Here is a 25,815-nt window from a genome sequence, read left to right on the forward strand (position 1 = left end):
GCCCCTAAGAGCAAAAACCTTCAGCTCAGCCGGTTTACAGCTGCCCTTACTCGCTCGTCCGTCGCCGTCAGCGCCACGCGTACGAAGTTCGCGCCCGCCTCGCCGTAGAAGTCGCCCGGCGCGACCAGGATGCCCAGGTCGGCCAGGTGGGCCACCGTGTCCCAGCAGGACTCGTCCCGTGTTGCCCACAGGTAGAGGCTGGCCTCGCTGTGTTCGATGCGGAAGCCGTGGCCGGTCAGCGCTGCGCGCAACAACGTGCGGCGGGCCTTGTAGCGCTCGCGCTGTTCCTGGACGTGGGTGTCGTCGCTGAGTGCCGCCACGACGGCCGCCTGGGTCGGGGCCGAGGTCATCATGCCGCCGTGCTTGCGGATCTCCAGGAGCGGGGCGAGGACCGCCGGGTCGCCGGCCAGGAAGGCGGCGCGGTAGCCGGCGAGGTTGGAGCGCTTGGAGAGGGAGTGGACGGCGACGATGCCGTCGTAGGAGCCGCCGTTGACGTCCGGGTGCAGGACCGAGACCGGGTCGGCCTCCCAGCCCAGTTCGAGGTAGCACTCGTCGGAGAAGATCAGGACGCCGTGCTCGCGGGCCCAGGCGACGGTCTCGGTGAGTTCCCGCTTGGAGAGGACCTTGCCGGTCGGGTTGGACGGGGAGTTCAGCCAGAGGAGCTTCAGGCCGGCCGGGTCCAGGTCGCGCGGGTTGTCGTAGACCTCGTAGTCGGCGCGGGCCAGGCGGGCGCCGACCTCGTAGGTCGGGTAGGCGAGGCGGGGGTAGGCCACGCGGTCGCCCGGGCCCAGGCCCAACTGGGTGGGGAGCCAGGCGACGAGTTCCTTGGAGCCGACGATCGGCAGGACGTGGCGGTGGGTGACGTCGCGGGCGCCAAGGCGGCGTTCGACCCAGCCGGTGAGCGCGTCGCGCAGGGCCGGGGTGCCCCAGACCGTGGGGTAGCCGGGCGAGTCGGCCGCGTCGATCAGGGCCTTCTGGATCAGATCGGGGACCGGGTCCACCGGGGTGCCGACCGAGAGGTCGACGATGCCGCCCGGGTGCGCCGTCGCCGTCTTCTTGTACGGCTCCAGCTTGTCCCAGGGGAAGGTGGGCAGACGGTCGGAGACTGCGGACACGGTTGCTCGCTCACTCTCATCGGTTCGGCCGGTACGGCAAACGCCTCGGCCCCGTAGGGCGCTGATCGGGCGTGATCAGGCCGTACGGGACCGAGGCGGCGCGTCTGTCGCGGGCCGCTCTTACTGGTTCTGCGGCGGCAGCGCGGCGACGAAGGGGTGGTCGCGCTCGATCAGGCCCAGCTTGCTGGCACCGCCCGGGGAGCCGAGCTCGTCGAAGAACTCGACGTTCGCCTTGTAGTAGTCCTTCCACTCCTCGGGAGTGTCGTCCTCGTAGAAGATCGCCTCGACCGGGCACACCGGCTCACAGGCTCCACAGTCGACGCATTCGTCCGGGTGGATGTACAAGGACCGGGAGCCCTCGTAGATGCAGTCGACCGGGCACTCCTCGATGCACGCCTTGTCCTTGACGTCGACACAAGGCTGCGCGATGACGTAGGTCACGCTGTCGTTCCTCCTCGATAGGGCGCTGGCGGGCCTCCGTAGGCTCCGCCGCCAGGCGCGCTGGAGCGCGGCGTCGTCCATGCCCGCACCTAGTATCTCCGTTCCGGGGCGTGATCCATACAGGAGGGGTGAACTGACCTGTGGAAATCTCTGCGGCCGGACGTCTCGAGGTCCGTATCACCGCTGCTGACGTGGGCAAACGGGTCTCCGTCAGGTGCTTGTCAGATGCTGAAGACACGACGGAGAAGTTCACCGACACGGTGGGTGTTCTCACATCATGGGACAGCGGTGTGCTGACGATCACACGGAAGGGCGGGGAGTCCGTCCGCATTTCGGAATCCTCGCTGGTGGCGGGGAAGGTCGTACCGGCCGCTCCGGCCCGGCGGCGGGGGCCCGCCGCCACCTACCGGGAGCTGGCGCGGGTCTCCGCGCGCGGCTGGCAACCGGTGGAGAGCGAGCGGCTCGGCGAGTGGGAGCTGCGCTCCGCCGCCGGATTCACCCGCCGCGCCAACTCCGTCCTCCCGCTCGGCGATCCCGGCCTGCCTCTCGACGCGGCCCTCACCGCCGTACGACGGTGGTACGGCGACCGCGGTCTGCCGGCCTACGTCCAGACCGCGACCGGCGCCGAGGGCACGCAGGAGCTGCTCTGCGCCGAGTTGGAGCGGCGCGGCTGGACCCGTGAGGTGACGGCCGAGCTGTGGGTCGGGGCCCTGGCCCCGGTCGCCGACCGGGCCGACCCGGCCGGGGTCGTCCTCTCCGGGACGGCGGACGACGCGTGGCTGGCCCGCTATCAGCGCAAGGGGGTGAGCGAGGTGGCCCTGAAGGTGCTGGGCGGCGGACCCTCGGTGTGGTTCGCGACGGTCCCTGGTGAGGGCGCCGAGCCCGCGGCCATCGGGCGGTGTGTCGTGGACGGGCGGTGGGCCGGTTTCGGCGCCGTCGAGGTCGATCCGGCGCTACGGCGGCGGGGGCTCGCCTCGCTCGTCATGGCCGCGTTGGCCTCGCGGGCGCTGGAGGAGGGGGCGTCGGCCGCGTGGTTGCAGGTCGAGACGGACAACGCGGGGGCGCGGGCGCTGTACACCGGGATGGGGTTCGGGGCGCACCACGCCTACCACCACTATCGCGAGCCGGTGGCGGACAGTGACAGCGGCCGCCTCGGATCGTCGTGAGGGGGTTCGAGTTCGCCATGCCCGGTCCCTGTCCGCCGTCACCCGAGCGGTCGGCGGAGGTACGTGCCTGGTTCGCCGAGGAGGCGCGGTCCGAGCGGCCCGATCTCGCCACGCTCTGCCTGCTGGTGGGGGCGACGGCGGACGGGGCGCTGGACGACGCCGGTATCGACGCGGCGCAGGTCGAACTCGACCGGCTGGCCGGGCAGTTGCCGTACCGCCCCGGCGGGCCCTCCGCGTGGGCGAACGCGCTGCGCCAACTCCTCGGCGTCCGCTTCGAGTTCCGGGGTACGCCCGGCGACTACCAGCGGCTTGGTTCCTCGCTGCTGCACGACGTACTGCGGCGGCGGCGCGGGCTGCCCATCCTGTTGTCCGTGGTGTGGATGGAGGTCGCCCGGCGGGCCGGGGCCCCGGTCTACGGGGTCGCACTGCCCGGGCACTTCGTGGTGGGGCTCGGGCCGGCGGAGGAACAGGTGCTGGCCGATCCGTTCGACGGTGGGCGGGTGTTGTCGGGCGGCGACGCGGAGTTGCTGGTCGCGGGGGCGACGGGAGCTTCGCTGGAGCCCTCGATGCTTGTGCCTGCGGCGCCGCTGGAGGTTGTTTCGCGCGTCCTGAACAACATCCGGGCGTGGGCTGCGGCTCGGCCCGAGCGGTCGGATGTGGCCTTGTGGGCCGTGGAGTTGGCGCTGCTGTTGCCTTCGCATTCGGCTCGGTTGCGGTATGAGCGGGCTCAACTGCTGGTCGAGCGGGGGGATTTCCTCGCGGGGGCGGCCGAGTTGGAGGCGTATGCGGAGGTGGTGGCGGTGGTGGATGAGCCTGCTGCCGATCGGGTGCGGGGGCAGGCGCGGTCGGCTCGCGCCAGGCTGAACTGAGTTGGCGAGTGCGGGTGCGTTGGGGCTGGTCGCGCCCACGCGGCGGAGCCGCAAATCGATACGGCCCCGCGCCCCTGAAGAACTGCACCTGGCCGGCGATTTACAGCCAGCCCTTCTCTCTCGCGATCCGTACCGCCTCCGCCCTGTTCCTCACCGCCAGCTTCTGGATCGCCGTCGACAAGTAGTTGCGGACCGTCCCCTGCGACAAGTGCAGCGCCTTGGCCAGTTCCGCGTTCGTCGAGCCGTCCGCCGCCGCCCTCAAGACCTCGCGCTCGCGGTCGGTCAGTGGGTTGGCGCCCTCTGCCAGGGCCGCCGCGGCGAGAGTTGGGTCGATGACCCGCTCTCCGGCCAGTACTTTCCGTACCGCTGCCGCGAGTTGGGCGGCCGGGGCGTCCTTGACCAGGAACGCGTCCGCGCCCGCCTCCATCGCGCTGCGCAGATAGCCGGGGCGGCCGAAGGTCGTCAGGACCACCAGTTTCACCTCGGGGAGCGCCTTGTGGACCTGGGCCGCCGCCTCGATGCCGGTGCAGCCGGGCATCTCGATGTCGAGGAGGGCCACGTCCACGGCGTGTTCCCGGGCCGCCGCCAACACCTCGTCGCCGCGCGCGACTTGGGCGACGACCTCGATGTCGTCCTCCAGGCCGAGCAGTGCGGCCAGTGCCTCGCGGACCATCGACTGGTCCTCGGCGAGGAGGACCTTGATCGTACGGCTCATGCGGGGGATCCTACGTCCGCCGAGGAGACCGGAACGCCCACGGGCACCCGTGCGACCAGCCGGAAGCCGTGTTTGACGCGGGTCGCCTCCAGGGAGCCGCCGACCTTCGCGAGGCGCTCGGCGAGACCCGTCAGACCGTTGCCGGGGTCCTTGCCCGAGCCGCCCGAGCCGTTGTCCTCGACGGAGAGTTCGAGCATCGGGCCGTCCAGGGTCTGGCGCCGGACCAGTTCGACCACACAGCGCTGGGCCCCGCTGTGCCGGACGACGTTGGTGATCGCCTCGCGCAGGGCCCAGGCGAGGGCGGACTCGCGGTCCTCGGGGACGCCGGTGAGGTCCGGTTCGGCGGGGAGGTCGGCCGTGACGCCCGCGGCCGTCAACGCAACCTGGGCACCCGCGAGTTCGCCGGGGAGGCGGGGGCGCCGGTAGCCGGTGACGGCCTCGCGGACGTCCACCAGGGCCTGGCGGCTGACCTGTTCGATGTCGGCGACCTGCTGGGCCGCCTTGTCGGGGTGGTCGGGGAGCATCCGGCCGGCCAGCTCGCTCTTCAGCGTGATCAGGGAGAGGGAGTGGCCGAGCAGGTCGTGCAGGTCCCGGGCCAGGCGCAACCGCTCCTCGTTGGCGGCGAGTTGGGCGACGGTGGCGCGGGCCTTGCGCAACTCGACCGTCGTGCGCACGAGTTGTCGTACGCCTGTCATGGAGTAGCCCACCAGCAGCACGATCAGGAACAGGCCCCAGGCCTCGTCCAGGTCGCCGACGAACCAGCCCGCCAGCATCATCGCGGCGGTGGTCAGCGGGATCGTCCAGTACGCGGCGCGCAGCGGGAGGGTCACCCCGCAGGTGACGGAGACGTAGACGAAGAGGCCGAGCCAGGAGTTGCCGAGGCTGAGGGCCAGGGCGACGGCCAGTACCCACAGGACGGCGACCATGGCGGCAACGAGCCAACCGGAGTAGGGGCGGCCCATGGTGCGGAAGACGACTGACAGGTAGGTCCCGGTGAAGGCCACCAGGCCCACCCAGCCGGCCGCCGTGGCCGAGGCGGTGTGGTGGCCGGCCAGCAGGTCCTGCACGGGCGCGCCGAGGAAGACCAGCCAGGGCAGGATCCACACCAGCTTGCGCACCATCTCGCTCCGGTTGCGGGGCGGCCGGCCGATCCGGATCAGCCGCTCCACCCTGGCCTTCTCCGGCAGCGGATCTTCGGTCATCGCGCTCACGCCTTCAGCGTGTCCTTCCGGTACAGCCAGGCCGCCCCGCCCGCGAAGAGCGCGAAGTAGACGACGAGAAGGGTGACGTCCTTGGCGTGGGGCGACCGGCTCTGCTCGATGGCCTGCCCCAGGGCAGCGTACGCGTGCGTGGGCAGCCACTTCGCGATGTCCTGGAGCCAGGTCGGGAAGGTCGAGGACGGGAACCACAGGCCGCCGAGGATCGACAGACCGAAGTAGACGATCATCGTGATCGGACGGACCGCGTCCCCGGAGGCGAGGTAGCCGATGGCGACGCCGAGCGCGGCGAAGACCAGGCTGCCCGCCCAGATCGCGCCGGTCAGCGCTAGCCACTGCCAGGCCTCCAGCCGTACGTCCTTCAATGCGGCGGCGACGATGAACACGACCACGATCGACGGCAGGCTGACGACGGCGGCGCTGGCGGTCTTGGCGAGGACGTAGCCGCGCCCGGGCAGGGTGGTCAGCCGCAGCTGCCGTACCCAGCCGTTCTCGCGCTCCTTGGCGATGCGCTCGCTGTTGCCCATCAGGACGGCGGTCAGGGCGCCGAAGGAGGCCATGGAGACCATGACGTACTTGGCGATGCTCAGGCCGGTGCCGTCGACCGAGCCCGTCTGGTTGGAGACCAGCAGGAAGATGACGGAGGGGTAGATCACCGAGAAGAACAGGAACTTGCGGTTGCGCAGGGCACGGGTGAGTTCCAGTTTGATCAGGCTGTTCATGACTGCTTGGCCTCCTCGGCGGTGGTGATGGCGACGAAGGCCTGTTCCAGGCCGAGTCCGGCGACTTCGAGGTTGCGGGGGTAGACGCCGAGGCCGTAGAGCGCGTGGACGGTCGCGTCGGCGTCGGTGGACTGGATGCGGATCGTGGAGCCGCTGATGTCGACGGAGGTCAGGAAGGGCAGCGCGCGGATCGGTGCCTCGTCGATCTCGCCGTCCAGGTCGAAGGCGACCCTGCGGGCGCCCGCCTTCGCCTTGATCTCGGCGGAGGTGCCGTCGGCGAGCAGCCGGCCGCGGTGCAGGACCAGCACGCGGTCCGCGATGGCGTCGGCCTCTTCGAGGTAGTGGGTGGCGAAGAGGACCGTACGACCCTGGTCGGCCTGTTCGCGCATGGTGGCCCAGAAGGCCTGCCGGGCGGAGACGTCCATGCCGGTGGTCGGTTCGTCGAGGACGATCAGGTCGCTGTCGCCGGCGGTCGCGAGGGCGAAGCGGACGCGCTGGGCCTGGCCGCCGGAGAGCTTGTTGACCTTGCGGTCGGCGATCTGGGCGATGCCCGCGCGGGCGATCACGTCGGAGACCTTGTACGGCTTCGGGTGCAAGTCGCAGGCCAGCTTGACCAGTTCACCGACGGTGACCTCGTCCATCAGCCCGCCGCTCTGCAGCATCGCGCCCACCCGGCCGGCGACGATCGCCTCGCGGGGGCTGGTGCCGAAGACGCTGACCGTGCCGCTGTCGGCGTGCTTGAGGCCGAGCAGCAGATCGAGGGTGGTGGACTTGCCGGCCCCGTTCGGCCCCAGCAGGGCCACCGTCTCCCCCGGGTGCAGCGCGAGCGACAGCCCGTCGACGGCCCGGACCTCGCCGTAGCTCTTGCTCACCTGGTCGAACCCGACCACTGGGCTGGCGGTGGTCGCCGCTGTTGTCGTCATGCACCCATCGTGACCGCCCGGGGCCGGTGCCCGGCAGTGTCGGCGGTCCGGTGTGGCGCATGACAGATGTCATGTCCTACGGCCGAGGGGGCGCCCGGCGTGGTGCCGGGTGCCCCCTCGTGCGGTCGGACACGGTCTAGCTGGGGTTGGTCTGGATGATGCCCACCCGGTCGGTCTTGCTGATCAGGGCCTGGCGCAGGGCGCCGTAGACGTCCTGGGGTGTGACTGCCGTCTTCTGGCCGGTGGCCCGGGTGATCTTGACGCCGTCGAAGGCACTGCCGTAGAGCGCTTTGAGGGCGGCCAGGTCGGGGCTGTCGGTGAGCTTGCCGTTCACGGCCTTGACCCTCAGGAACTTCCACAGGGAGTTCTTCGGGCTCAGCAGCAGCGTGACGCCGGTGTCCGTCTTGACCGTGGCGAAGGCGGACATGGCGGGTTCCGCGAACGCCTTCATCTCGCGGTCGACCTCGGCGTTCGTGACGCTCGGCTGCTTGGTGGTCGTCGGGACCGTCACCGTGGTGACCGTGTTGGTCTCCACCTCGGTGCGGTACGCCTCCTCAACGGCCGTGACGGAGCCGGCCGGGTCGATGGCCTTGCCCGCCTTGCCGTAGACGGCGACCGCCTTGCCGGACGTGAACTGGATCGTGCCCTCGGTGACCGCGCCGGAGCCGGAGCCGCCGCCGAGGTTCGCCAGGGCGGCCTGGAGCTTCTCCTCGTCGGTCGGCATCTCGGGCTGGATGATCCGCTCCTGGCCGAAGAGCGAGCCGATCACGGAGACCGGGTTGTAGTCGCTGGTGGCGGCCTTGCTGACGGTCGTGGCGAAGTCGAACTGCAGCCCCGCCTGGTCCGGCTTCAGCGAGACGGTCCTGCCGCCCACCGACAGCTTCAGCGGCTTGTTCACCCGGTCGCCGAACGCGTCGTCGAGCTTCTTGACCGCGTCGTCACGGGTGCCGCCGCCGATGTCGACGCCGAGCACGGTGGTGCCCTTGGGCACGTCGGTGTGGTTCATCAGCAGCCCGGCGCCGTAGGCACCGCCCGCGATGACGAACACGCCGACACCGAGCAGGACCAGCTTGCTGCGGCCCTTCTTCTTTTTCTTCGCCGCGCCCTTGCCCGCGTTATTGCCTGCGTTCTTGGCGGGCGTGCTCTGCGTCGAGCCCGGCTCGGGCAGCTTCGGGGGCGTGTGCGGCAGCGGTCCGTCGGGGTGGGTGCCCGTGCCGAACGGCGCGGTGCCGTTGCCCGGGACGACCGGCATACCGCTGGTGACGGTGTGTCCGGAGACCTGGTCGGCGGGGGCGCCGTAGCCGGGCATGCCGGGCTGGGCGAGCTTCTGCGGGGTGAGGATCGCGGTGTCGTCGCTGAGCCCGCCGCCGGGGATCCCGCCGGGGAGACTCGCGCCGCCGGCCGTACCGGGGCCGGTGAGACCCATGGCGGGGCCCGCACCGGGGCCACCGGGGCCCGCGCCACGACCTCCGGGGCCGCCGGGACCACCCGGACCGCCGGGACCCCTGCCACGACCAGCGTGTCGGCCGGGAGCCGCGCCACCGGGGGCGCCGGGACCGCCCGGGCCACCAGTCGCACCCGGGCCGCCCGCGCCGTCGGCGTAGCCGCTCAGCGCGCTGGGCGCGCCCGGTGCTCCGCCCATGGAGCCGGGGCCCGGCGGCAGCATCAGGCCGTCGCCGGTGACCGGGCCGCCGGTCGGGCCCGCGGGGCCCTCGGGGCCGCCCTGGCCGCCGCGCCCGTTCGGGCCGTTGAAACCGCTGGGTCCACCGGGACCGCCCGGGGCGCCGGGGCCGATGCCCTGGCCGTCGGGCCCGGGGAACTGCTCGATGCGCGCGCCGTGACCGTTGGACCCGGCGTAGCCGCCCTGGGCACCCTGACCCTCGGGTCCGGGGAAGCCGCCCTGGCCGTTGGCCCCGGGAAGGCCGCCCTGCTCGCCCGGGCCGTTCCCCGAGAAGTACGGCAGCTCGTCGCGGCGCGGTTCGGCGCCGCCTCCGCCCGGACGGGAGCCGTTGCCCAGCGAGCCCGCCGCCAGCGCCTCGGTCACGTCGAAGGAGCCGGTGCCGCCGCCGTGCCCGGGGGCAACGGGTCCGCCACCGGTGGCACCGGCGAACCCGGCACCGTTCGTACCGCCGTTCGCGCCGCCCGGCCGGGAAGCGCTCGGCAGGCCCATGGCGCCGACCACACCGCCGGGGCGGGCACCGGTCGGCCGCGCGGCCCCGGGCGCACCCGTGGTCGGCGTGCCGGCACTCGGAGTCCCCGCGGCCGAACCGCCCGGAATCCCAGCGCCGTTGGTGCCGCCACCGCCCTGACCGCCCTTCGCGGGGCCGGACTTGCGTGGCGCGAACCAGTCGCTGGTCTTCTCCTCGGGTGTGGGCAGGGCGAGTTCGGCGGTCGGTTCGACGACGCCCGTGGGCAGCGGGGAACTCGGCAGCTGTGTCTCGGCGGTCGTGGACCCGTCGGCGGACTCGGTGTCCGCGACGGGCGTGCGCACGACGACCGGCGGAATGGGCCGCGACCCGGGGATGTTGATCCGGATCCGGGTCGTCAGCGTCGTCTCGGTCTTGCGTTCCTCCGGCTGCGCGGCCGAACGCCCCGCATCCGTACGGTCGTCGGAAGCCGCGGGCGTCCCGTACGGCGGGGTCCCCGATGGGTAAGCGGCTCCGCCGCGCCCGTCGGGCCCGGAGGACGGAGTGTCAGTTTCACGACTCAAGGCAGGTTCTCCCGGTTGGCTCCGCCGCCCGACACCCACGGGCGACTCGGCGGCGCGCACCACCATACTGGCCACTTCTTGGCGGTATCCCACGGCCGCTGGGGAAACCCACACCGGACTCGCACGCGCGCGTCACCGCGAAGTGGTACGTCACTTGCCAAGTCGGACGTCAGGGCCGCTTGGTTGCCGCCCCAAACCCAACGTGGCACAGATCACAGCAATGGCCATTCCGCCGAGCAGAAAGAGATAGGAACCGACTCCCGCGCCGAAGAGGAAGTCGCCTTCCGGACGGCTGGCGGTGAGCAGGATGACAGCCACCATCCAGCCGGCCGCGGGCGCCACGGCCCCGCCCCGCCCGCCGGCCGCTCTCGCCCCGCCGAGGAACAGTCCGCCCGCTCCGGCGAGCGCGAGCAGCAGCCCGCCGGGGAACCAGCCGCCCTGCACCAGCGCCCCGGCCGCCCCGACGACCGCGCCGAGCACGAAGAGCCCGAGGTAGGCCAACACCCGTAGTCCGGAAGGCCGTTGCAGCGGCTGGGCGAGCAGGCTTCCGCCGCCCTGGTTGGCGCTCGTCACAGGCCCAGCCCTTCGAAGAGGTCGGTCTCGGGTGCCGGGCCGCCGGTCTCGCCCTTGACCAACTCGTAGTACTCGGTGGTGAAAACCGGCTGCGCGAGGTAGTTGGAGAGCACGAAGTACGGCTCGTCCGGGGCGACTTCGATCTGGGTCGCGTGCGCGCGCATCGCGGCGGTCTTGGCGGCTCCGTATTCGGTGCCGTCGATCGCGGTGGTGATCCGGTCGTCGTCCACGACACCCGGGACGTCGTCCACGGCGGCGGTCTCCGCGAAGGGCAGCTCCGGCAGCGCGTCCCGCAGCCGCTCGAAGCCGTCCTCGACGACGGTCCGGGGTACGCGGTTCCAGTAGACCTTGGCGATCGACTGCCCTGCGTCGGCGGCGAGTTCGGCGGCGCGCATGGCGACGCGGTGGGCCTGGATGTGGTCCGGGTGGCCGTAGCCGCCGTCGGGGTCGTAGGTGACCAGGACCTGCGGGCGCACCTCGCGGATCACCTCGATGAGGTACTCGGCGGCCTCGTCGACGTCGGCCTGCCAGAAGCAATCTGGGTCGTCGTTGTCCGGGGTGCCCATCATCCCGGAGTCCTGGTAGCGTCCGGCGCCGCCGAGGAGACGGAAGTCACCCACCCCGAGCTCACTCATCGCGGCCCCGAGCTCGCCCGCCCGGTGTTTCCCGAGCGCGGCACCCGTCAGCTGCCGCAGCTCGGGCGGAATGACCTCGCCGTGTTCACCGAGGGTGCAGGTGACCAGTGTCACCAGGGCACCCTCGGCCGCGTACTTGGCCATGGTCGCGCCGTTGTTGATCGACTCGTCGTCGGGGTGCGCGTGCACCAGCAACAGACGACGGGCGGGCAGTTCCGTCATGTGCCCACCCTAAAGGTGAGCCGTCAGAACTTGATGCTGCCGATCATGCTCGCGATGTTCGTCGTGAGATCGCTGATCGTGGGCGCGATGGTCGAGGAGGCCAGATAGAACCCGAGGAGGACACAGACGACCGCGTGTCCGCCCTTCAGCCCTGATTTCCTGACCAGAAGGAAGACGACGATCGCCAGCAGCACCACCGCCGAAATCGAGAGTGCCACGGCGGCTCACCTCCAATGATCCCAGGGACTCGGGGGGGTCGGACTATGGGGGCAATGGATCCATGGCGTGGATCCGTAGAGCAAATCCATACAGCAGCCAGCAGGTTCATACCCACCCAGCGCTAGTGATCATAACTATCCGCGCTCGCGCATCGCTCGGCGCACAGCCGCACAAGGGGGCGCATGGCCAATATGGTCGGGGCATGACGACCGAGGCTGACTCCTTCCCCCGACGGCACGCCCGTACCCAGCGGTTCACGCTCGGCGCGCCGCGCGCGTTCACCGTGGCGCCCGATGGTTCCCGGGTCGTGTTCCTGCGCTCCTCCTCCGGCACGGACCGGGTGAACGCGCTGTGGGTCCTCGATCCGGCGGGCGGCGAGGAGCGCGTCGCGGCCGACCCGCGCGCCCTCCTGGGCGGCGCCTCGGAGCACCTCTCACCCGAGGAGCGGGCGCGCCGCGAGCGCACCCGCGAGGGTGGTGCGGGGATCGTCGGCTACGCCACCGACAGCGAGGTCGAGTTGGCGTCTTTCGCCTTGTCAGGGCGGCTTTTCACGGCCGAGCTGCGGGCCGGCACGGCACGTGAACTCCCCGTCCCGGGGCCGGTGATCGACCCCCGCCCGGCCCCCGACGGACGGCACATCGCCTACGTCACCGAGGGCGCCCTGCGGGTCGTGGGAGCCGAGGGCGAGGGCGACCGGGTGCTCGCCGGGCCGGAGTCGGACGAAGTCACCTATGGATTGGCCGAGTTCATCGCGGCCGAGGAGATGAGCCGTACCCGCGGTTTCTGGTGGTCGCCGGACTCGGACCGGCTGCTGGTCGCCCGCGTGGACGACACGCCGGTGGAGCGCTGGTGGATCGCCGACCCGGCCCACCCGGAGCGCGAGCCGCGGCGGGTCGCGTATCCGGCGGCGGGGACGGCCAACGCGGAGGTACGGCTGTATGTGATCGCGCTGAACGGGGTGCGCACGGAGGTCGTCTGGGACCGCGCACGGTATCCGTATCTGGCGCGAGTGCACTGGTCAGCGGCGGGTGCCCCGCTGCTGCTCGTGCAGGCGCGGGACCAGCGCAGCCAGCTGTTCCTGGCTGTGGACCCGGACACCGGGGCGACCCGGATGGTGCACGCCGACGAAGATCCAGTTTGGCTTGATCTTTTCCCTGGCGTGCCGTGCTGGAGCCCCTCCGGACGGCTCGTGCGGATCGCCGACGAGGGGGGCGCCCGGGTCCTCGCGGTCGGTGAACGCCCGCTCACCGGACCGCAGTTGCACGTCCGCGCGGTACTGGACGTCTCGGACGACAACGTGCTGGTCGCGGCCTCGGCGGGCGAGGCGGCACCCGCCCCGGAGACCGGCGAGGTGCATGTCTACCGGGTCAGCGAGCTCGGCCTGGAGCGCGTCTCGCAGGAGCCCGGCGTGCACTCGGCGGTACGCGCCGGGGGCGTGACCGTCCTGCTGTCGGCGGTACCGGACCGGCCGGGCACGCGGGTACAGGTGCTGCGCGAGGGCAAGAAGACGGTGCCGATCGCGTCGTACGCCGAAGATCCCGGTGTGTCCCCGCGCATCACCTTCACCGAGGGGGGCGCACGCCGCGTCCCGTGCGCCCTGCTTATGCCACGGGACTACAACGGCAGCAGTCCGCTTCCGGTTCTGCTCGACCCCTACGGCGGTCCGCACGGTCAGCGCGTGGTCGCCGCACACAACGCGCACCTCACCTCGCAGTGGTTCGCCGACCAGGGTTTCGCGGTGCTCGTCGCCGACGGACGGGGCACTCCGGGCCGCTCACCGGCCTGGGAGAAGGCGATCAGGGACGACCTCGCGGCGGTCGTCCTGGAGGACCAGATCGACGCGCTCCAGGCGCTCGCGGCCGACTTCCCGCTCGACCTCGGCCGGGTCGCGATCCGGGGCTGGTCGTTCGGCGGCTACCTGGCCGCCCTCGCCGCGCTGCGCCGCCCCGACGTCTTCCACGCGGCGGTCGTCGGCGCACCGGTCACCGACCTGCGGCTGTACGACACCCACTACCAGGAGCGGTACATCGGGCACCCCGCCGAGCAGCCCGAGGTCTACCGGCGCAACTCCGTGATCGACGACGCGGGCCTGGTGGACGCTGCCGAGCCGCACCGCCCGATGCTGATCATCCACGGCCTCGCGGACGACAACGTGGTGGTCGCCCACTCCCTGCGCCTGTCCTCGGCCCTGCTCGCGGCCGGCCGTCCGCACGAGGTACTGCCCCTCTCCGGGGTGACGCACATGACCCCGCAGGAGGCGGTCGCGGAGAACCTGCTGCTGCTCCAGCTGGACTTCCTGAAGCGCTCGTTGGGGCTCGCCCGCTGACAACGGGCAACGGACCGGGGCGACATGGCGCGCCCCGGTCCGTTTACGGCACCCGCACGGCCGTACGTTGTTCAGGTTGACGCGTCCGTATATCGAGATCGGGTCGGCCGAGTTGCCTGCGTGTTAACGCGGTTGATGCCTGTTTGTGCGGTTATTCCGCCCCGTTTCCAAGATCGTCCGGGGTCTCGTCCTTCGGTACGACCGTCTTCTCCTCCGCGAAGTGACAGGCCGAGTCGTGGGCCACGGGCCCGCTCACGAGCCGGAACTCGGCCGGTACGGCGAGCAGCGGCACCTCCAGCGCGCAGCGCTCCTGCGCCTTCCAGCAGCGGGTACGGAAGCGGCAGCCGGACGGGACGTTCGTCGGGGACGGCACATCGCCGGACAGGATGATCCGCTCGCGGTGCTCGCGCGCGTCCGGGTCGGGCACGGGGACCGCGGACAGCAGTGCCTGCGTGTACGGGTGCGTCGGGTGGTCGTAGATCTGCTCGTCGCTGCCGATCTCCACGATCCGTCCGAGGTACATCACCCCGACCCGGTCCGAGATGTGCCGGACGATCGAGAGGTCGTGCGCGATGAAGACGTAGGAGAGGTCGAACTCGTCCTGGAGGCGGTCGAGGAGGTTGATGACCTGGGCCTGCACGGAGACGTCGAGCGCGGAGACGGGTTCGTCGGCGACGATGACCTCGGGGCGCAGGGCCAACCCCCGTGCGATGCCGATGCGTTGGCGCTGGCCGCCGGAGAACTGGTGCGGATAGCGGTTGATGTACTCGGGGTTGAGTCCCACGACGTCGAGGAGATCCTGAACCCGCTTGCGCCGGTCGCCTTTCGGGGCCACCTCGGGGTGGATCTCGTACGGCTCTCCGATGATGTCGCCGACCGTCATACGGGGGTTGAGGGAGGTGTACGGGTCCTGGAACACCATCTGGATGTTGCGGCGGGCGGTCTTCAGGGCGCGGCCGGACATCTTACTGATGTCCTCGCCCTTGAACTTGATCGACCCCTCGGTCGGCCGCTCGAGATTGACCAGCATCTTGGCGACAGTTGATTTGCCGCACCCGGACTCCCCGACGATGCCGAGGGTCTCTCCTCTGTTGAGCGTGAAGTCGACACCGTCAACGGCCTTGACGGCACCGACCTGTTTCTTGAACAGAATGCCCTGGGTCAACGGGTAGTGCTTGACCAGTCCGGTCACTTCAAGGATCGGCTCAACCATTGAGGCACTCCCTCCAGAAGTGACAGGCACTGCCCCGGTGTTGATCAACCTCGTACAGTTCGGGTTCATCGGTCCGGCACACGTCCTGGGCCATCGGACAGCGGGGGTTGAAGGCGCAGCCGGGCGGGATGTGCATCAGGTTCGGCGGGAGGCCCTTGATGGCGTAGAGCTCCTGGCCCTTCTGGTCCAGGCGCGGGATGGAGTCCAGCAGGCCGCGCGTGTACGGGTGGGCGGGTGCCTTGTAGATGTCGTGGACCGGGGCCGACTCGACGATCCGTCCCGCGTACATCACGGCGATCTTGTCGGCGACGTCCGCGACGACTCCGAGGTCGTGGGTGATGAGGATGAGCCCCATGTTGAGCTCGCGCTGCAACTCGGCGAGCAGGTCCATGACCTGGGCCTGCACGGTGACATCCAGGGCGGTGGTGGGTTCGTCGGCGATGATGAGCGCCGGTTCGAGGGCGAGCGCCATCGCGATCATGATGCGCTGGCGCATACCGCCGGAGAACTGGTGCGGGTAGTCCCGCACGCGTTCCTTGGCGGCCGGGATCCGCACCCGCTCCATCAGCTCGACGGCCTTGGCGCGCGCGTCCTTCCTCGACATCCCCTTGTGCACGACGAACATCTCGCCGAGCTGATCGCCCACGGAGAGCACGGGGTTGAGCGAGGACAGCGCGTCCTGGAAGATCATCGCCATCTCGGCGCCGCGGACCTTGCGCCGTTCCTCTTCCTTGAACTTCAGCAGGTCCTCGCCCCGGAAGAGGATCTCCCCGCCGGTGATCTTCCCCGGCGGCACATCGAGAATCCCCATGACAGCCTGCGCGGTCACGGACTTCCCGGACCCCGACTCCCCCAGCACGGCAAGGGTCTCCCCCTCGTCCACGCTGTAGTTGACCCCGTTGACGGCCTTGGCGACCCCGTCCCTGGTCCTGAACTCCACGTGCAGATCCCGCACTTCGAGCAGCATGACGCCGCCTCACCTCAACTTCGGGTCAAGGGCGTCGCGCACCGCGTCGCCGAGCATGATGAACGCGAGGACGGTGATCGCGAGGGCTCCGGCCGGCCAGAGGAGCATGTGGGGGGCGTTGCGGATGTAGGCGGAGGCCGAGGAGATGTCGATGCCCCAGCTGACCGTGGGGGGCTTCAGGCCTACGCCGAGGTACGACAGGGTCGCTTCCAGCGAGATGTACGTGCCGAGCGCGATGGTGGCGACGACGATCACCGGGGCGACCGCGTTCGGGGCGATGTGCCGTAGCAGGAGGCGGGAGTTGGAGGCGCCGAGGGCCCGCGCGGCCTGCACGTAGTCGTTCTGTTTGGCGGTGATGACCGAGCCGCGGGCGATGCGGGAGATCTGCGGCCAGCCGAGCAGCACCATGAAGCCGATGACCGGCCAGACCGTGTTGCTGGTGACCACGGAGAGCAGGACCAGGCCGCCGAGGACCACCGGGATCGCGAAGAAGATGTCCGTGAGGCGGGAGAGGATCGAGTCCCACGCCCCGCCGAAGAAGCCCGCGAGTCCGCCCAGGGCCGAGCCGAGGATCGCGACGCCCAGCGTGGCGAGGACGCCGACCGTCACCGACGTACGGGTGCCGTACACCGTGCGCGTGTAGACGTCGCAGCCCTGGCCGTCGTAGCCGAAAGGATGGCCGGGCTGGGAGCCCTCCTGGGCCTTTGCGAGGTCGCACTTGAGGGGGTTGCCGGAGGCGATCAGGGACGGCCAGAGGGAGATGACGATCAGGAAGAGGATGACCAGTGCGGAGATGATGAAGACCGGGTTGCGGCGCAGGTCCCGCCAGGCGTCGGACCAGAGGGAGCGGGGCTTCTCCTGGGGGCCCGTGCCCTCCGGGCCGCCAGGAGTCTTCTCCAGGGTCTCCGCCTCGCTCGTGGCGAGGTCCATCGCGCCGCCCGCGCCGGTGCCGGCGATGGCGCGATCCGGCTCGAACGGCTGCTCAGGCATAGCGGATCCTCGGGTCGAGTACGGCGTACAGGAGGTCTACAAGCAGGTTGGCGACCAGGAAGACGAGGACGAGGACCGTCACGAAGCCGACCACGGTCTGTGTGTTCTGCCGGACGATCCCCTGGTAGATCTGGAAGCCGACGCCGTGGATGTTGAAGATCCGCTCGGTGACGATCGCGCCGCCCATCAGGGCGCCGATGTCGGTTCCGATGAAAGTGACCACGGGGATGAGGGAGTTGCGGAGGAGGTGGCGGATGATCACCCGGCGTCTCGGGAGGCCCTTCGCCACGGCCGTGCGGACGTAGTCGGAGCGCCGGTTCTCCGCGATGGACGTCCGGGTCAGCCGGGTGACGTAGGCGAGTGAGACCGAGGCCAACACCAGCCCGGGGACGATCAGTTCACTGAAGGTCGCCTCCGAGGAGACGGAGGGTTTGATCCAGCCCCACTCGACGCCGAGCAGCAGTTGCAGCAGCAGACCGGTGACGAAGGTCGGGATGGAGATGACGACGAGGGTGAGCAGCAGCACGCTCGTGTCGATCGGCCGGCCGCGCTTGAGGCCGGTGAGCACCCCGAGCGTGATGCCGATGACGACCTCGATGACGATCGCCACGATGGTCAGCCGGATGGTGACGGGGAACGCGGTCGCCATCAGCTCGGTGACCTTCTGGCCGTTGAACGCCGTACCGAAGTCACCGGTGAAGATGTTCCCCAAGTAGGTCAGGTACTGCTGCCACAGGGGCTTGTCGAGGCCGAACTCCTTCTTGAGCTGGGCGGCCGTCGCCGGGTCGCACTGCCGGTCGCCGCACAGGCCCGCGATGGGGTCGCCCATCACGTTCACCATCAGGAAGATCAGCAGGGTGGCGCCGATGAAGACCGGGATCATCTGCAGCAGCCGCCGGACGACGTACCGTCCCATGCGGGCTCAGCCGACCTTGATCTCGTTGTACACGGGGACGCTGAACGGGTTGAGCGCCACGTTGGAGAGCCGGTCGGAGTAGCCCGCGCTGCCGTTCTGGTACCAGAGCGGGATGGCGGCCATGTTGTCCCGTACGACGCCCTCGGCCTGCTGGAAGAGCTTGATCGCCTTGCCGGTGTCGGTCTCCGCGTTGGCCTGGTTCACGAGCTTGTCGAAGTCCTTGTTGGACCACTGGCCGTCGTTGGAGGAGGCGTTGGTGTAGTACAGCGGCTGGAGGAAGTTCTGGATGAGCGGGTAGTCCATCTGCCAGCCGGCCCGGAACGGCCCGGTCATCTTGTGCTGGCCGATCTGGTTGCGGAAGTCGGCGAAGGTGCCGACCGGGTTGCCGACGCACGCCTTGTCGTTGCCGAGCGCGTTGTTGATGGAGTTGCACACGGCGTCCACCCACTCCTTGTGCGAGCCCGTGTCCGCGTTGTACGTGATCTTGACCTGGCCGCCGGGCAGCCCGCCGCCCTCCTGGACCAGCTTCTTGGCCTCGGTCGGGTTGTACTTGCAGGAGTCCCCGCACAGCCCGTCCTGGAAGCCGCCGGCGGTGCCGAGCACCGGTGAGGTCCAGTCGGTGGCCGGGGTGCGGGTCTTCTGGAAGATCGTGTTGGTGATCTGGTCCCGGTTGATCGCCATCGACAGGCCCTGGCGGACCTTCTCCGAGCCGCTCTTGTTCCAGTCCTTGTCGTAGTACGGGAACGCGAGCGTCTGGATGATCCCGGCGGGCGTGTTGATGTACCGGCCGCCGAGGTCGCTCTTGACGTTCTTGAGCTGCGCGGCCGGGATGTCGTCGACGAGGTCGAGGTTGCCGGCCATCAGGTCGGTGTAGGCGGTGTTGTTGTCGGTGTAGACCTTGAGGGTCACGCCACCGTTCTGCGCCTTGTCCGCGTTGGTGTAGCCGTCCCACTTCTTGAGCTGCATCTGCGAGCCCTTGGTGTACGACTCGATGGTGTAGGGCCCGTTCCCGACCGGCTTCTTGAGCCAGGCCGCGTGGTCGGAGAAGAACGTCGACGGCAGCGGGGAGTAGGCCGCGTAGCCGAGGGTGTCCGGGAACGTGGAGAACTTCTGGGTGAGCTTGATGGTGAAGGTGTCGGTGCCGGTCACCTTGAGCCCGGAGAGCGTGGTCGCGGACTGCGAACCGCTGTCGGGGTGGACCTTGTCGTAGCCCTCGATGTACCCGAAGAAGTACGCGTTCTTCTGGTTGTTCTTGAGGCTGGCGCCGTAGTTCCACGCGTCGACGAAGGACTTCGCGGTGACGGCCTCGCCGTTGCTGAACTTCCAGCCGCTCTTGATGGTGACCGTGAAGTTCTGCGAGTCCGTGGTCTCGATCTTGTCGGCGAGCATGTCCTCGGCCTTGCCGGTCTTGGCGTTGTAGCGCTTGAGGCCGCGGAAGACCATGTCGAGGACCTTGCCGCCCTGTACCTCGTTGGTGTTGGCCGGCTCCAGCGGGTTCTGCGGGTCTCCCCAGGAGGCACTGAGCACCGCGCTGCCGTCACCGCCGCCGCTGCTGCTGCCGCCGCTGCTCCCACAGGCGGTCGCCGCGAGGGCTACCGCCGCCGCGCAAGCGGCCCATTTGGCGTGTGTGGCTCCACGCATCGAGTGCCTCCTCAGGAAAGCCGACCCAGGCCGATCCAGATCGATCCATTACCGGCCAATATCCGCACAAACCGGTCACCTCGCACACGCAGCCACCCGAATGCAGCACAGGCCGCGCGCGGGACGGGTGACGCACAGGCCGCAGCGGTCCCCGTTCCACTGCCACGGCCCCACCAGGCACGCTTCAGTGGTGTGGACCAATAAACCTCGAATCGGTGCGTCAACTCACTGTTTCCGCAGGCCACATGGCCTTTCACGCGCCGTTGACGGGTGCCGACCGCCGCTGATAGACACACTCTTCAACCCAGCCCGGCGTCACCTGGTCAAGCGCGAGGTCAGGACCATGAGCACTCAGGACCGGAACGGCACAGAGCACTCACGCCCCAGAAGACCGCGGCCCCGCCGCTTATACCGGCTGGTGGCCGGAGCATCCGGCGCCCTGGCCGTCACGGCGGCCCTCGCCACCCCCCTCAATCCGGCACCGCAGCAGGCCGAGGCCAAGACCGACAAGAGCGACAAGGTCCTCACCGTCGCCGTCGCGCAGAGCGTGGACTCCCTGAGCCCCTTCCTGGCGACCCGCCTGGTCAGCACCAGCATCGGCCGGCTGATGTACGACTACCTCACCAACTACGACCCCAAGGACAACCACACCATCCCGGGGCTCGCCACCAAGTGGACCTCGTCGCCGGACAAGCTGACCTGGACGTACACGATCCGCTCGGACTCCAAGTGGTCCGACGGGCAGCAGGCCACCGCCGAGGACGCGGCCTGGACGTTCAACAAGATGATGACCGACCCGGGCGCCGCCACCGCCAACGGCAGCTTCGTCACCAACTTCGCGAAGGTCACCGCCCCCAGCCCCACCCAGCTGGTCATCCAGCTCAAGAAGCCGCAGGCCACGATGACCGCGCTCGATGTGCCGATCGTGCCCGAGCACATCTGGTCGAAGGCCGGCGACCTCTCCAAGTTCAACAACGACAAGACCTTCCCGATCGTCGGCAACGGCCCGTTCGTCCTCACCGCCTACAAACCCGACAGCTACGTCCGCCTCAAGGCCAACAAGTCCTTCTGGCGCGGGGCACCGAAGTTCGACGAACTCGTCTTCCGCTACTACAAGGACCAGGACGCGGCCGTGGCCGCACTCCGCAAGGGCGAGGTCTCCTTCGTCGCCGGCTCCCCCTCCCTGACCCCCGCCCAGGCCGCCTCCCTCAAGACCGAGCAGAACATCAAGGTCAACGACGCCCCCGGCCGCCGCTTCTACGCCCTCGCCACCAACCCCGGCGCCCAGGCCAGGAACGGCACCCACTTCGGCGACGGCGACCCCTCCCTGCTCGACGAGAACGTCCGGCACGCCCTGTTCATGGCGGTCGACCGCACGACCCTCATCGACAAGGTCTTCCAGGGCCACGCCGTCGAGGGCGAGGGCTACATCCCGCCGCGCTTCTCGACGTACTTCTGGAAACCGTCCGCGAGCCAGGACCTCGCCTACGACCCCACGAAGGCGGCCCAACTCCTCGACCGGGCGGGCTACAAGAAGAACAGCGACGGCAAACGCGTCGGCAAGGACGGCAAACCGATCGACTACCGCCTGCTGTGCCACGCCACCGACCCCAACGACAAGGCGGTCGGCCAGTACCTCAAGGAGTGGTGGGGCAAGCTCGGCATCGGCGTGACGCTCGACTGCCTCGACAACGTCACCGACCCCTGGCTCGCCGGCAAGTACGACCTCGCCTTCGACGGCTGGTCCGTCAACCCCGACCCGGACTTCGTACTGTCCATCCACACCTGCGCGGCACTCCCGGCCACCCCCAAGGACATCGGCGCCACCGACAACTTCATCTGCGACAAGACCTACGACACGCTCTACGCCCAGCAGTTGGCCGAGTACGACCCGGTCAAGCGGGCGGACCTCGTGAAGCAGATGGAGTCGCGGCTGTACGACCTCGGGTACATGAACGTCATGGCGTACCCGAACGCCGTCGAGGCCTACCGCACCGACCAGATCAAGTCCATCGACACGATGCCTCTGAGCGGCGGCAACATCTACGGGCAGGACGGCTACTGGAGTTGGTGGTCGGCGGTGCCCGCGGCCTCCGACGGCTCGTCGTCCGGCGGGCTCTCGGGCGGGGCGATCGCCGGGATCGCCGTCGGAGGGCTGGTCGTGGTCGGTGCGGTGGTGCTGTTCGCGGTGCGGCGCCGGGCCACCGCCGAGGACCGGGAGTAGCCGGTGCGCCGATCCTCAACAGCCTTGTGCGGGACGGCCGTTCATGGCCGCTGACGTCACCTCGGTGCCGGTGGAGGAGACGGCCGGACCAGGAGCGGGCAGTGCCCGGTCCGGCTACGTCCGCTACGTCGGCGGCAAGTTGGGCGGCGCCGTCGTCTCGCTGCTGGCCGTGCTGGTCACCGGGTTCTTCCTGTTCCGGCTGATCCCGGGCGACCCGGTCAAGACGATGACCGGCGGGCGCCCGATCTCGACCGCCCAACTGGCCGAGTACCGCCGGGAGTTCGGGCTCGACCTGCCGCTGTGGGAGCAGTTCACGGACTACTGCGGCAAAGCCCTCACCGGCGACCTCGGGACGTCGTACCAGTTCCGGGCGCCCGTCATCGACAAGATCACCGAGGCGCTCCCGAACACCCTGCTGCTCACCGGCACGGCCTTCGTGCTGTACACCGCGCTCGGCATGTTCCTCGGCACCAGGTCGGCATGGCGCAACGGCAGTCTGTCCGACCGGCTCAACACCGGTCTTGCGCTGACCCTTTACTCCGTGCCGTCGTTCTGGCTCGGCCTGCTGCTGATCATCGTGTTCTCGGTGGGCGTGGGCCCGATCCCCGGGCTCTTCCCGACCGGCGGCATGGAGTCGGGCGGCAAGGAGGGCTTCGCGTACATGCTGGACGTGGCCCACCATCTCGTCCTGCCCGTGGTCACGCTGGTGGCGGTCGAGTACGGGCAGACCCTGCTGGTCACGCGCTCCGCGCTGCTCGACGAGATGGGCAGCGACTATCTGACGACCGCGCGGGCCAAGGGACTTCGGGACGACCTGGTCCGGCGCCGGCACGCCGTACCGAACGCGCTGCTGCCCACCGTCACCCTCGTCTTCGTCAACCTCGGCCGTACGGTCGCCGGCGTGATCCTGGTGGAGACGGTCTTCTCCTGGCCCGGTCTGGGCGGACTGTTCTACCAGGCGCTGAGCGTGCCCGATCTGCCCCTGGTCCAGGGCCTGTTCCTCTTCTTCGCCGCGGCGGTGATCGTCATGAACACACTGGCAGACCTCGTCTATCCGCTGCTCGACCCCCGGGTGGGCCGATGACCGCTCCCCCCGTCGCACAGACCGGTCCGCGCGCCCTCGCCTGGCAGCGCCGCCGCCGGTCCGCCGTACGGTTCTGGGCGCGGTACCGCACCCACCGCGCCGGACTGGTCGGCCTGGCCGCGCTCGGCCTCTTCGCACTGGCCGCGCTCACCGCACCGCTGACGGTCGGCTCCGACGTGTCGAGCGTGACCGGAGCACCGGGGCAGCCCCTGGAGAGTCCGAGCGCCCAATTCCCGCTGGGCACCGACCAGTTCGGCCGCAACCTGCTGGGACTGGTCATCTGGGGCGCGCGGGTCTCACTGCTCGTCGGACTACTCGCGGCCGTGCTGTCCGTGGCGATCGGCGCGGTGGTCGGGATCACCGCCGGGCACTTCCGGGGCGCGTACGGGACGGTCCTGATGCGGATCACCGACTGGTTCCTGGTCATGCCGACGCTGGTGCTCGCCATCGCGCTGGCCACCGTCATGTCCCGCTCCCTGGGGACGGTGATCCTCGCGATCGGCGTGACCACCTGGCCGACCACGGCCCGGCTGGTGCGGGCGCAGACGCTGGCGGTGGAGTCACGGCCGTACATCGAACGGGCGCGGGCGCTCGGCGGCGGCCACTGGCACGTGATGTCCCGGCACGTGCTGCCCAATGTGATGCCGCTGGTCCTGGCGCAGACGACCCTGATGGTCTCCTCCTCCATCCTCGCCGAGGCGACCCTCGCGTTCCTGGGGCTCGGCGATCCGACGGTGGTGTCGTGGGGCGGGCTGCTCCAGGACGCCCGGGAGGCGGGCGCGGTCAGTGCCGGGGACTGGTGGTACCTGGTGCCGCCCGGCATCGCGATCGCCGTGGTCGCGCTGGCGTTCACGCTGTGCGGGCGCGCGGTGGAGTCCGTCCTCAACCCCCGGCTGGGGGTGGCGGGTTGACCCTCCTGGAGGTCCGGAACCTCGAAGTGACGTACCCGGGCGGGGTGGCCGCGGTGCGAGGCGTCGACCTGTCCCTGACGGCCGGTCAGAAAGTGGGCGTGGCGGGCGAGTCGGGCTCCGGCAAGTCCACCCTGGCGCTCGCGCTGCTACGGCTGCTGCCGCCGGGGACGCGGGTCTCCGGGGAGATCCTGCTGAACGGCGAGGACGTGCTGACGATGCGGTGGGGGCGGGTGCGGGCGGTCCGCTGGGCCGGTGCCTCGATCGTCTTCCAGGGCGCGATGCACTCCCTCAACCCCGTGCACCGCATCGGTGACCAGATCGCGGAACCCGTGCTGCTGCACCAGGGCGCGACGACGGCACAGGCCAGGCGCCGCGCCGGGGAACTCCTGGAACAGGCCGGACTGCCGGCCACCCGCGCGACCGCCTACCCGCACGAACTCTCCGGCGGCCAGCGGCAACGCGTCATGATCGCCATGGCACTCGCCTGCGACCCGCAGCTGATCATCGCGGACGAGCCCACCACGGCACTCGACGTGATGATCCAGGCCCAGATCCTCGGCCTGATCGAACGCCTGGTCACGGACCAGCAGGTGGGCCTGCTGATGATCAGCCACGACCTCGCGATCCTCGCCGACCTCTGCGACCGCCTGGTCGTCATGTACGCGGGCCGCGTGATCGAGGAGGGCCCCGCCCGGCAGGTCTACGAGAACGCCCTCCACCCCTACGCCAAGGCCCTGTCGGCCTCCTTCCCGCACATCGGCGACCCGGCCTCCCGCTTCGCCCCACGCGGCCTGGCAGGCGACCCACCCGACCCGTCGGACCTGCCGTCCGGCTGCGCCTTCCATCCACGCTGCGCGGAGGCGTTGGACGCGTGCGCGACCGAGGACCAGTCCCTCCGGGAGGCCGGCCGGGGGCGGAGGGCGGCCTGCGTGCATGTGCAGGTACCGGCCGGCCACGACACCGGGAGCGCGTCATGACCACACAACCGGCGCCCCTCCTCAGCGCCCAAGGACTGCGCGTGGCCTTCCCCGGGCGGCGCGGCGGTGCGGCCGCCCGGGCCGTGGACGGGGTCGATCTCGACATCCGGCCGGGGGAGGTCGTCGCCCTCGTCGGAGAGTCCGGGTGCGGGAAGACGACGCTGGCCCGCTCGCTGCTCGGGCTGGTGCCGCCGACCGGAGGGCGGGTCACCTTCGACGGCAAGCCCCTCCAGTACTCCTCACGGGCCCTCAAGGCCTATCGCCGACGCGTGCAGCTCGTCCTCCAGGACCCGAGCGGGTCGCTCAACCCACGGCACACGGTGTACGACGCGGTGGCCGAGGGGCTGCGCATTCACGGGGGTGTGGGTGACGAACAGGCCGTGGTCGCCCGGGCGTTGAGCCGTGCCGGGCTGCGGCCGCCCGAGCGGTTCTTTCTGCGCTATCCGCACGAGCTGTCCGGCGGGCAGCGGCAGCGCGTGGTGATCGCCGGCGCACTCGTGCTGGAACCCGAACTCCTCGTCGCCGACGAGCCGGTGGCCTCCCTGGACGCCTCCGTGCGCGGCGAGATCCTGGCCCTGCTCCTGCGGCTGCGCACCGAACTCGGCCTGGCCGCCCTGGTGGTGACCCACGACCTGGGGCTGGCGTGGAACATCGCCGACCGGGTCGCGGTGATGTACCTGGGCCGGATCGTGGAGACGGGGGACGCCGAGCGCGTTCTGACGGCGCCCCAACACCCGTACACGCAGGCATTGTTGTCGGTGCTGCCGGAGGCGCCGGGCGATCCCGTGGTGCTGTCCGGCGAACCACCGGACCCGTCCCGTATCCCGAGCGGCTGCCGGTTCCGGGTGCGCTGCCAGATCCTGGCGAGCGGGGAGGCGGAGCGGGCGGGGGTGGCGCACCGGTGCCGGACCGAGGACCTGGAGGTGCTGGGCGGGGGCGGGGAGGCTCAAGTGGCCTGTCACTGGGCGCGGGTGGCGGACCCCGTCGTATGAGAACGCCGAATCCCGGCACCGCCGTCGCAGTGCCGGGATTCGGTGTC

The 25,815-nt window shown here is 70.2% G+C and carries 23 protein-coding genes; 8 read left to right on the plus strand and 15 right to left on the minus strand.

Annotated elements, in window-relative coordinates:
- Nucleotides 1–20: 20 nt before the first annotated feature.
- Both ACFXC1_RS16215 and fdxA read right to left on the minus strand, forming a co-directional pair.
- A complete protein-coding gene (locus ACFXC1_RS16215; RefSeq protein WP_381243105.1) occupies nt 21–1,115 on the minus strand; it encodes a bifunctional succinyldiaminopimelate transaminase/glutamate-prephenate aminotransferase in 1,095 nt (364 codons plus the stop codon).
- 120 nt (nt 1,116–1,235) lie between these two features.
- A complete protein-coding gene (gene fdxA / locus ACFXC1_RS16220) occupies nt 1,236–1,556 on the minus strand; it encodes a ferredoxin (protein WP_019058397.1) in 321 nt (106 codons plus the stop codon).
- A gap of 140 nt (nt 1,557–1,696) precedes the next feature.
- Here fdxA and ACFXC1_RS16225 point away from each other — a divergent pair, with 140 nt between their 5' ends.
- Nucleotides 1,697–2,722, plus strand: a complete 1,026-nt coding sequence (locus ACFXC1_RS16225) for a GNAT family N-acetyltransferase (protein ID WP_381243108.1) — start codon at nt 1,697–1,699, stop codon at nt 2,720–2,722.
- A 17-nt stretch (nt 2,723–2,739) separates the two neighbouring features.
- Complete coding sequence (locus ACFXC1_RS16230; RefSeq protein ID WP_381243110.1) at nt 2,740–3,591, plus strand: transglutaminase family protein; 852 nt, start codon at nt 2,740–2,742, stop codon at nt 3,589–3,591.
- Between the two features lie 100 nt (nt 3,592–3,691).
- Here ACFXC1_RS16230 and ACFXC1_RS16235 read toward each other — a convergent pair whose 3' ends face one another.
- From ACFXC1_RS16235 to ACFXC1_RS16270, 8 genes are all read right to left on the minus strand, one after another.
- Entirely contained in the window at nt 3,692–4,306 is a 615-nt protein-coding gene (locus ACFXC1_RS16235; protein WP_381243112.1) for a response regulator, read from the minus strand.
- Nucleotides 4,303–5,508 carry a sensor histidine kinase gene (locus ACFXC1_RS16240; protein WP_381243544.1) on the minus strand — a complete coding sequence of 402 codons (1,206 nt, stop codon included), beginning with the start codon at nt 5,506–5,508 and terminating at the stop codon, nt 4,303–4,305. The genes ACFXC1_RS16235 and ACFXC1_RS16240 overlap by 4 nt, the downstream gene beginning before the upstream one ends.
- Nucleotides 5,509–5,513: 5 nt before the next feature.
- Entirely contained in the window at nt 5,514–6,245 is a 732-nt protein-coding gene (locus ACFXC1_RS16245) for an ABC transporter permease (RefSeq protein ID WP_381243114.1), read from the minus strand.
- Nucleotides 6,242–7,168, minus strand: a complete 927-nt coding sequence (locus ACFXC1_RS16250) for an ABC transporter ATP-binding protein (RefSeq protein ID WP_381243116.1) — start codon at nt 7,166–7,168, stop codon at nt 6,242–6,244. The genes ACFXC1_RS16245 and ACFXC1_RS16250 overlap by 4 nt, the downstream gene beginning before the upstream one ends.
- Before the next feature lie 136 nt (nt 7,169–7,304).
- Nucleotides 7,305–9,878 carry a hypothetical protein gene (locus tag ACFXC1_RS16255; RefSeq protein ID WP_381243118.1) on the minus strand — a complete coding sequence of 858 codons (2,574 nt, stop codon included), beginning with the start codon at nt 9,876–9,878 and terminating at the stop codon, nt 7,305–7,307.
- A 150-nt stretch (nt 9,879–10,028) separates the two neighbouring features.
- Nucleotides 10,029–10,451, minus strand: coding sequence for a DUF6113 family protein (locus tag ACFXC1_RS16260; RefSeq protein ID WP_381243120.1), 423 nt, complete (start codon nt 10,449–10,451; stop codon nt 10,029–10,031).
- On the minus strand, nt 10,448–11,308 hold the full coding sequence (gene mshB / locus ACFXC1_RS16265) for an N-acetyl-1-D-myo-inositol-2-amino-2-deoxy-alpha-D-glucopyranoside deacetylase (RefSeq protein WP_381243122.1): 861 nt from the start codon (nt 11,306–11,308) through the stop codon (nt 10,448–10,450). Before mshB ends, ACFXC1_RS16260 begins: the two co-directional genes overlap by 4 nt.
- Before the next feature lie 23 nt (nt 11,309–11,331).
- On the minus strand, nt 11,332–11,526 hold the full coding sequence (locus ACFXC1_RS16270; protein WP_327401497.1) for a hypothetical protein: 195 nt from the start codon (nt 11,524–11,526) through the stop codon (nt 11,332–11,334).
- A gap of 203 nt (nt 11,527–11,729) precedes the next feature.
- Here ACFXC1_RS16270 and ACFXC1_RS16275 point away from each other — a divergent pair, with 203 nt between their 5' ends.
- Nucleotides 11,730–13,853 carry a S9 family peptidase gene (locus tag ACFXC1_RS16275; RefSeq protein ID WP_381243124.1) on the plus strand — a complete coding sequence of 708 codons (2,124 nt, stop codon included), beginning with the start codon at nt 11,730–11,732 and terminating at the stop codon, nt 13,851–13,853.
- A 151-nt stretch (nt 13,854–14,004) separates the two neighbouring features.
- Here ACFXC1_RS16275 and ACFXC1_RS16280 read toward each other — a convergent pair whose 3' ends face one another.
- Genes ACFXC1_RS16280 through ACFXC1_RS16300 form a run of 5 tightly spaced genes read right to left on the minus strand, consistent with a single transcriptional unit; the run spans nt 14,005 to nt 19,580 of the window.
- Nucleotides 14,005–15,066 carry an ABC transporter ATP-binding protein gene (locus tag ACFXC1_RS16280; RefSeq protein ID WP_381243125.1) on the minus strand — a complete coding sequence of 354 codons (1,062 nt, stop codon included), beginning with the start codon at nt 15,064–15,066 and terminating at the stop codon, nt 14,005–14,007.
- Nucleotides 15,059–16,033 (minus strand): ABC transporter ATP-binding protein, encoded by a 975-nt coding sequence (locus tag ACFXC1_RS16285; RefSeq protein ID WP_381243127.1) that lies wholly within the window; start codon nt 16,031–16,033, stop codon nt 15,059–15,061. Before ACFXC1_RS16285 ends, ACFXC1_RS16280 begins: the two co-directional genes overlap by 8 nt.
- Before the next feature lie 9 nt (nt 16,034–16,042).
- Nucleotides 16,043–17,023 (minus strand): ABC transporter permease, encoded by a 981-nt coding sequence (locus ACFXC1_RS16290; protein ID WP_381243129.1) that lies wholly within the window; start codon nt 17,021–17,023, stop codon nt 16,043–16,045.
- Nucleotides 17,016–17,939 (minus strand): ABC transporter permease, encoded by a 924-nt coding sequence (locus ACFXC1_RS16295; RefSeq protein ID WP_381243131.1) that lies wholly within the window; start codon nt 17,937–17,939, stop codon nt 17,016–17,018. The genes ACFXC1_RS16290 and ACFXC1_RS16295 overlap by 8 nt, the downstream gene beginning before the upstream one ends.
- Nucleotides 17,940–17,945: 6 nt before the next feature.
- Nucleotides 17,946–19,580 carry a peptide ABC transporter substrate-binding protein gene (locus tag ACFXC1_RS16300; RefSeq protein ID WP_381243133.1) on the minus strand — a complete coding sequence of 545 codons (1,635 nt, stop codon included), beginning with the start codon at nt 19,578–19,580 and terminating at the stop codon, nt 17,946–17,948.
- 343 nt (nt 19,581–19,923) lie between these two features.
- On the opposite strand from ACFXC1_RS16300, the gene ACFXC1_RS16305 reads away from it, so the two are divergent.
- The 5 genes from ACFXC1_RS16305 to ACFXC1_RS16325 are packed head-to-tail and all read left to right on the plus strand — an operon-like array spanning nt 19,924 to nt 25,768.
- Nucleotides 19,924–21,804, plus strand: coding sequence for an ABC transporter substrate-binding protein (locus tag ACFXC1_RS16305; RefSeq protein ID WP_381243135.1), 1,881 nt, complete (start codon nt 19,924–19,926; stop codon nt 21,802–21,804).
- 43 nt (nt 21,805–21,847) lie between these two features.
- The gene (locus ACFXC1_RS16310) at nt 21,848–22,888 is read left to right on the plus strand and encodes an ABC transporter permease (protein ID WP_381243137.1); all 1,041 of its coding nucleotides are present in this window, start codon (nt 21,848–21,850) and stop codon (nt 22,886–22,888) included.
- Nucleotides 22,885–23,799 (plus strand): ABC transporter permease, encoded by a 915-nt coding sequence (locus ACFXC1_RS16315; protein ID WP_381243139.1) that lies wholly within the window; start codon nt 22,885–22,887, stop codon nt 23,797–23,799. The genes ACFXC1_RS16310 and ACFXC1_RS16315 overlap by 4 nt, the downstream gene beginning before the upstream one ends.
- Nucleotides 23,796–24,776, plus strand: coding sequence for an ABC transporter ATP-binding protein (locus ACFXC1_RS16320; protein WP_381243141.1), 981 nt, complete (start codon nt 23,796–23,798; stop codon nt 24,774–24,776). The genes ACFXC1_RS16315 and ACFXC1_RS16320 overlap by 4 nt, the downstream gene beginning before the upstream one ends.
- A complete protein-coding gene (locus tag ACFXC1_RS16325) occupies nt 24,773–25,768 on the plus strand; it encodes an oligopeptide/dipeptide ABC transporter ATP-binding protein (protein ID WP_381243143.1) in 996 nt (331 codons plus the stop codon). The genes ACFXC1_RS16320 and ACFXC1_RS16325 overlap by 4 nt, the downstream gene beginning before the upstream one ends.
- Nucleotides 25,769–25,815: the final 47 nt, after the last annotated feature.

The sequence above is a fragment of the Streptomyces hokutonensis genome (genome assembly GCF_042751305.1).
GTDB lineage: Bacteria > Actinomycetota > Actinomycetes > Streptomycetales > Streptomycetaceae > Streptomyces > Streptomyces hokutonensis_A.

Coding starts and splice junctions, on each gene's coding strand:
- ACFXC1_RS16230 (WP_381243110.1), top strand. CDS start 2,740: ATGCCCGGTCCCTGTCCGCCGTCACCCGAGCGGTCGGCGGAGGTACGT.
- ACFXC1_RS16235 (WP_381243112.1), bottom strand. CDS start 4,306: ATGAGCCGTACGATCAAGGTCCTCCTCGCCGAGGACCAGTCGATGGTC.
- ACFXC1_RS16240 (WP_381243544.1), bottom strand. CDS start 5,508: ATGACCGAAGATCCGCTGCCGGAGAAGGCCAGGGTGGAGCGGCTGATC.
- ACFXC1_RS16245 (WP_381243114.1), bottom strand. CDS start 6,245: ATGAACAGCCTGATCAAACTGGAACTCACCCGTGCCCTGCGCAACCGC.
- ACFXC1_RS16250 (WP_381243116.1), bottom strand. CDS start 7,168: ATGACGACAACAGCGGCGACCACCGCCAGCCCAGTGGTCGGGTTCGAC.
- mshB (WP_381243122.1), bottom strand. CDS start 11,308: ATGACGGAACTGCCCGCCCGTCGTCTGTTGCTGGTGCACGCGCACCCC.
- ACFXC1_RS16275 (WP_381243124.1), top strand. CDS start 11,730: ATGACGACCGAGGCTGACTCCTTCCCCCGACGGCACGCCCGTACCCAG.
- ACFXC1_RS16280 (WP_381243125.1), bottom strand. CDS start 15,066: ATGGTTGAGCCGATCCTTGAAGTGACCGGACTGGTCAAGCACTACCCG.
- ACFXC1_RS16285 (WP_381243127.1), bottom strand. CDS start 16,033: ATGCTGCTCGAAGTGCGGGATCTGCACGTGGAGTTCAGGACCAGGGAC.
- ACFXC1_RS16290 (WP_381243129.1), bottom strand. CDS start 17,023: ATGCCTGAGCAGCCGTTCGAGCCGGATCGCGCCATCGCCGGCACCGGC.
- ACFXC1_RS16295 (WP_381243131.1), bottom strand. CDS start 17,939: ATGGGACGGTACGTCGTCCGGCGGCTGCTGCAGATGATCCCGGTCTTC.
- ACFXC1_RS16300 (WP_381243133.1), bottom strand. CDS start 19,580: ATGCGTGGAGCCACACACGCCAAATGGGCCGCTTGCGCGGCGGCGGTA.
- ACFXC1_RS16305 (WP_381243135.1), top strand. CDS start 19,924: ATGAGCACTCAGGACCGGAACGGCACAGAGCACTCACGCCCCAGAAGA.
- ACFXC1_RS16310 (WP_381243137.1), top strand. CDS start 21,848: ATGGCCGCTGACGTCACCTCGGTGCCGGTGGAGGAGACGGCCGGACCA.
- ACFXC1_RS16315 (WP_381243139.1), top strand. CDS start 22,885: ATGACCGCTCCCCCCGTCGCACAGACCGGTCCGCGCGCCCTCGCCTGG.
- ACFXC1_RS16325 (WP_381243143.1), top strand. CDS start 24,773: ATGACCACACAACCGGCGCCCCTCCTCAGCGCCCAAGGACTGCGCGTG.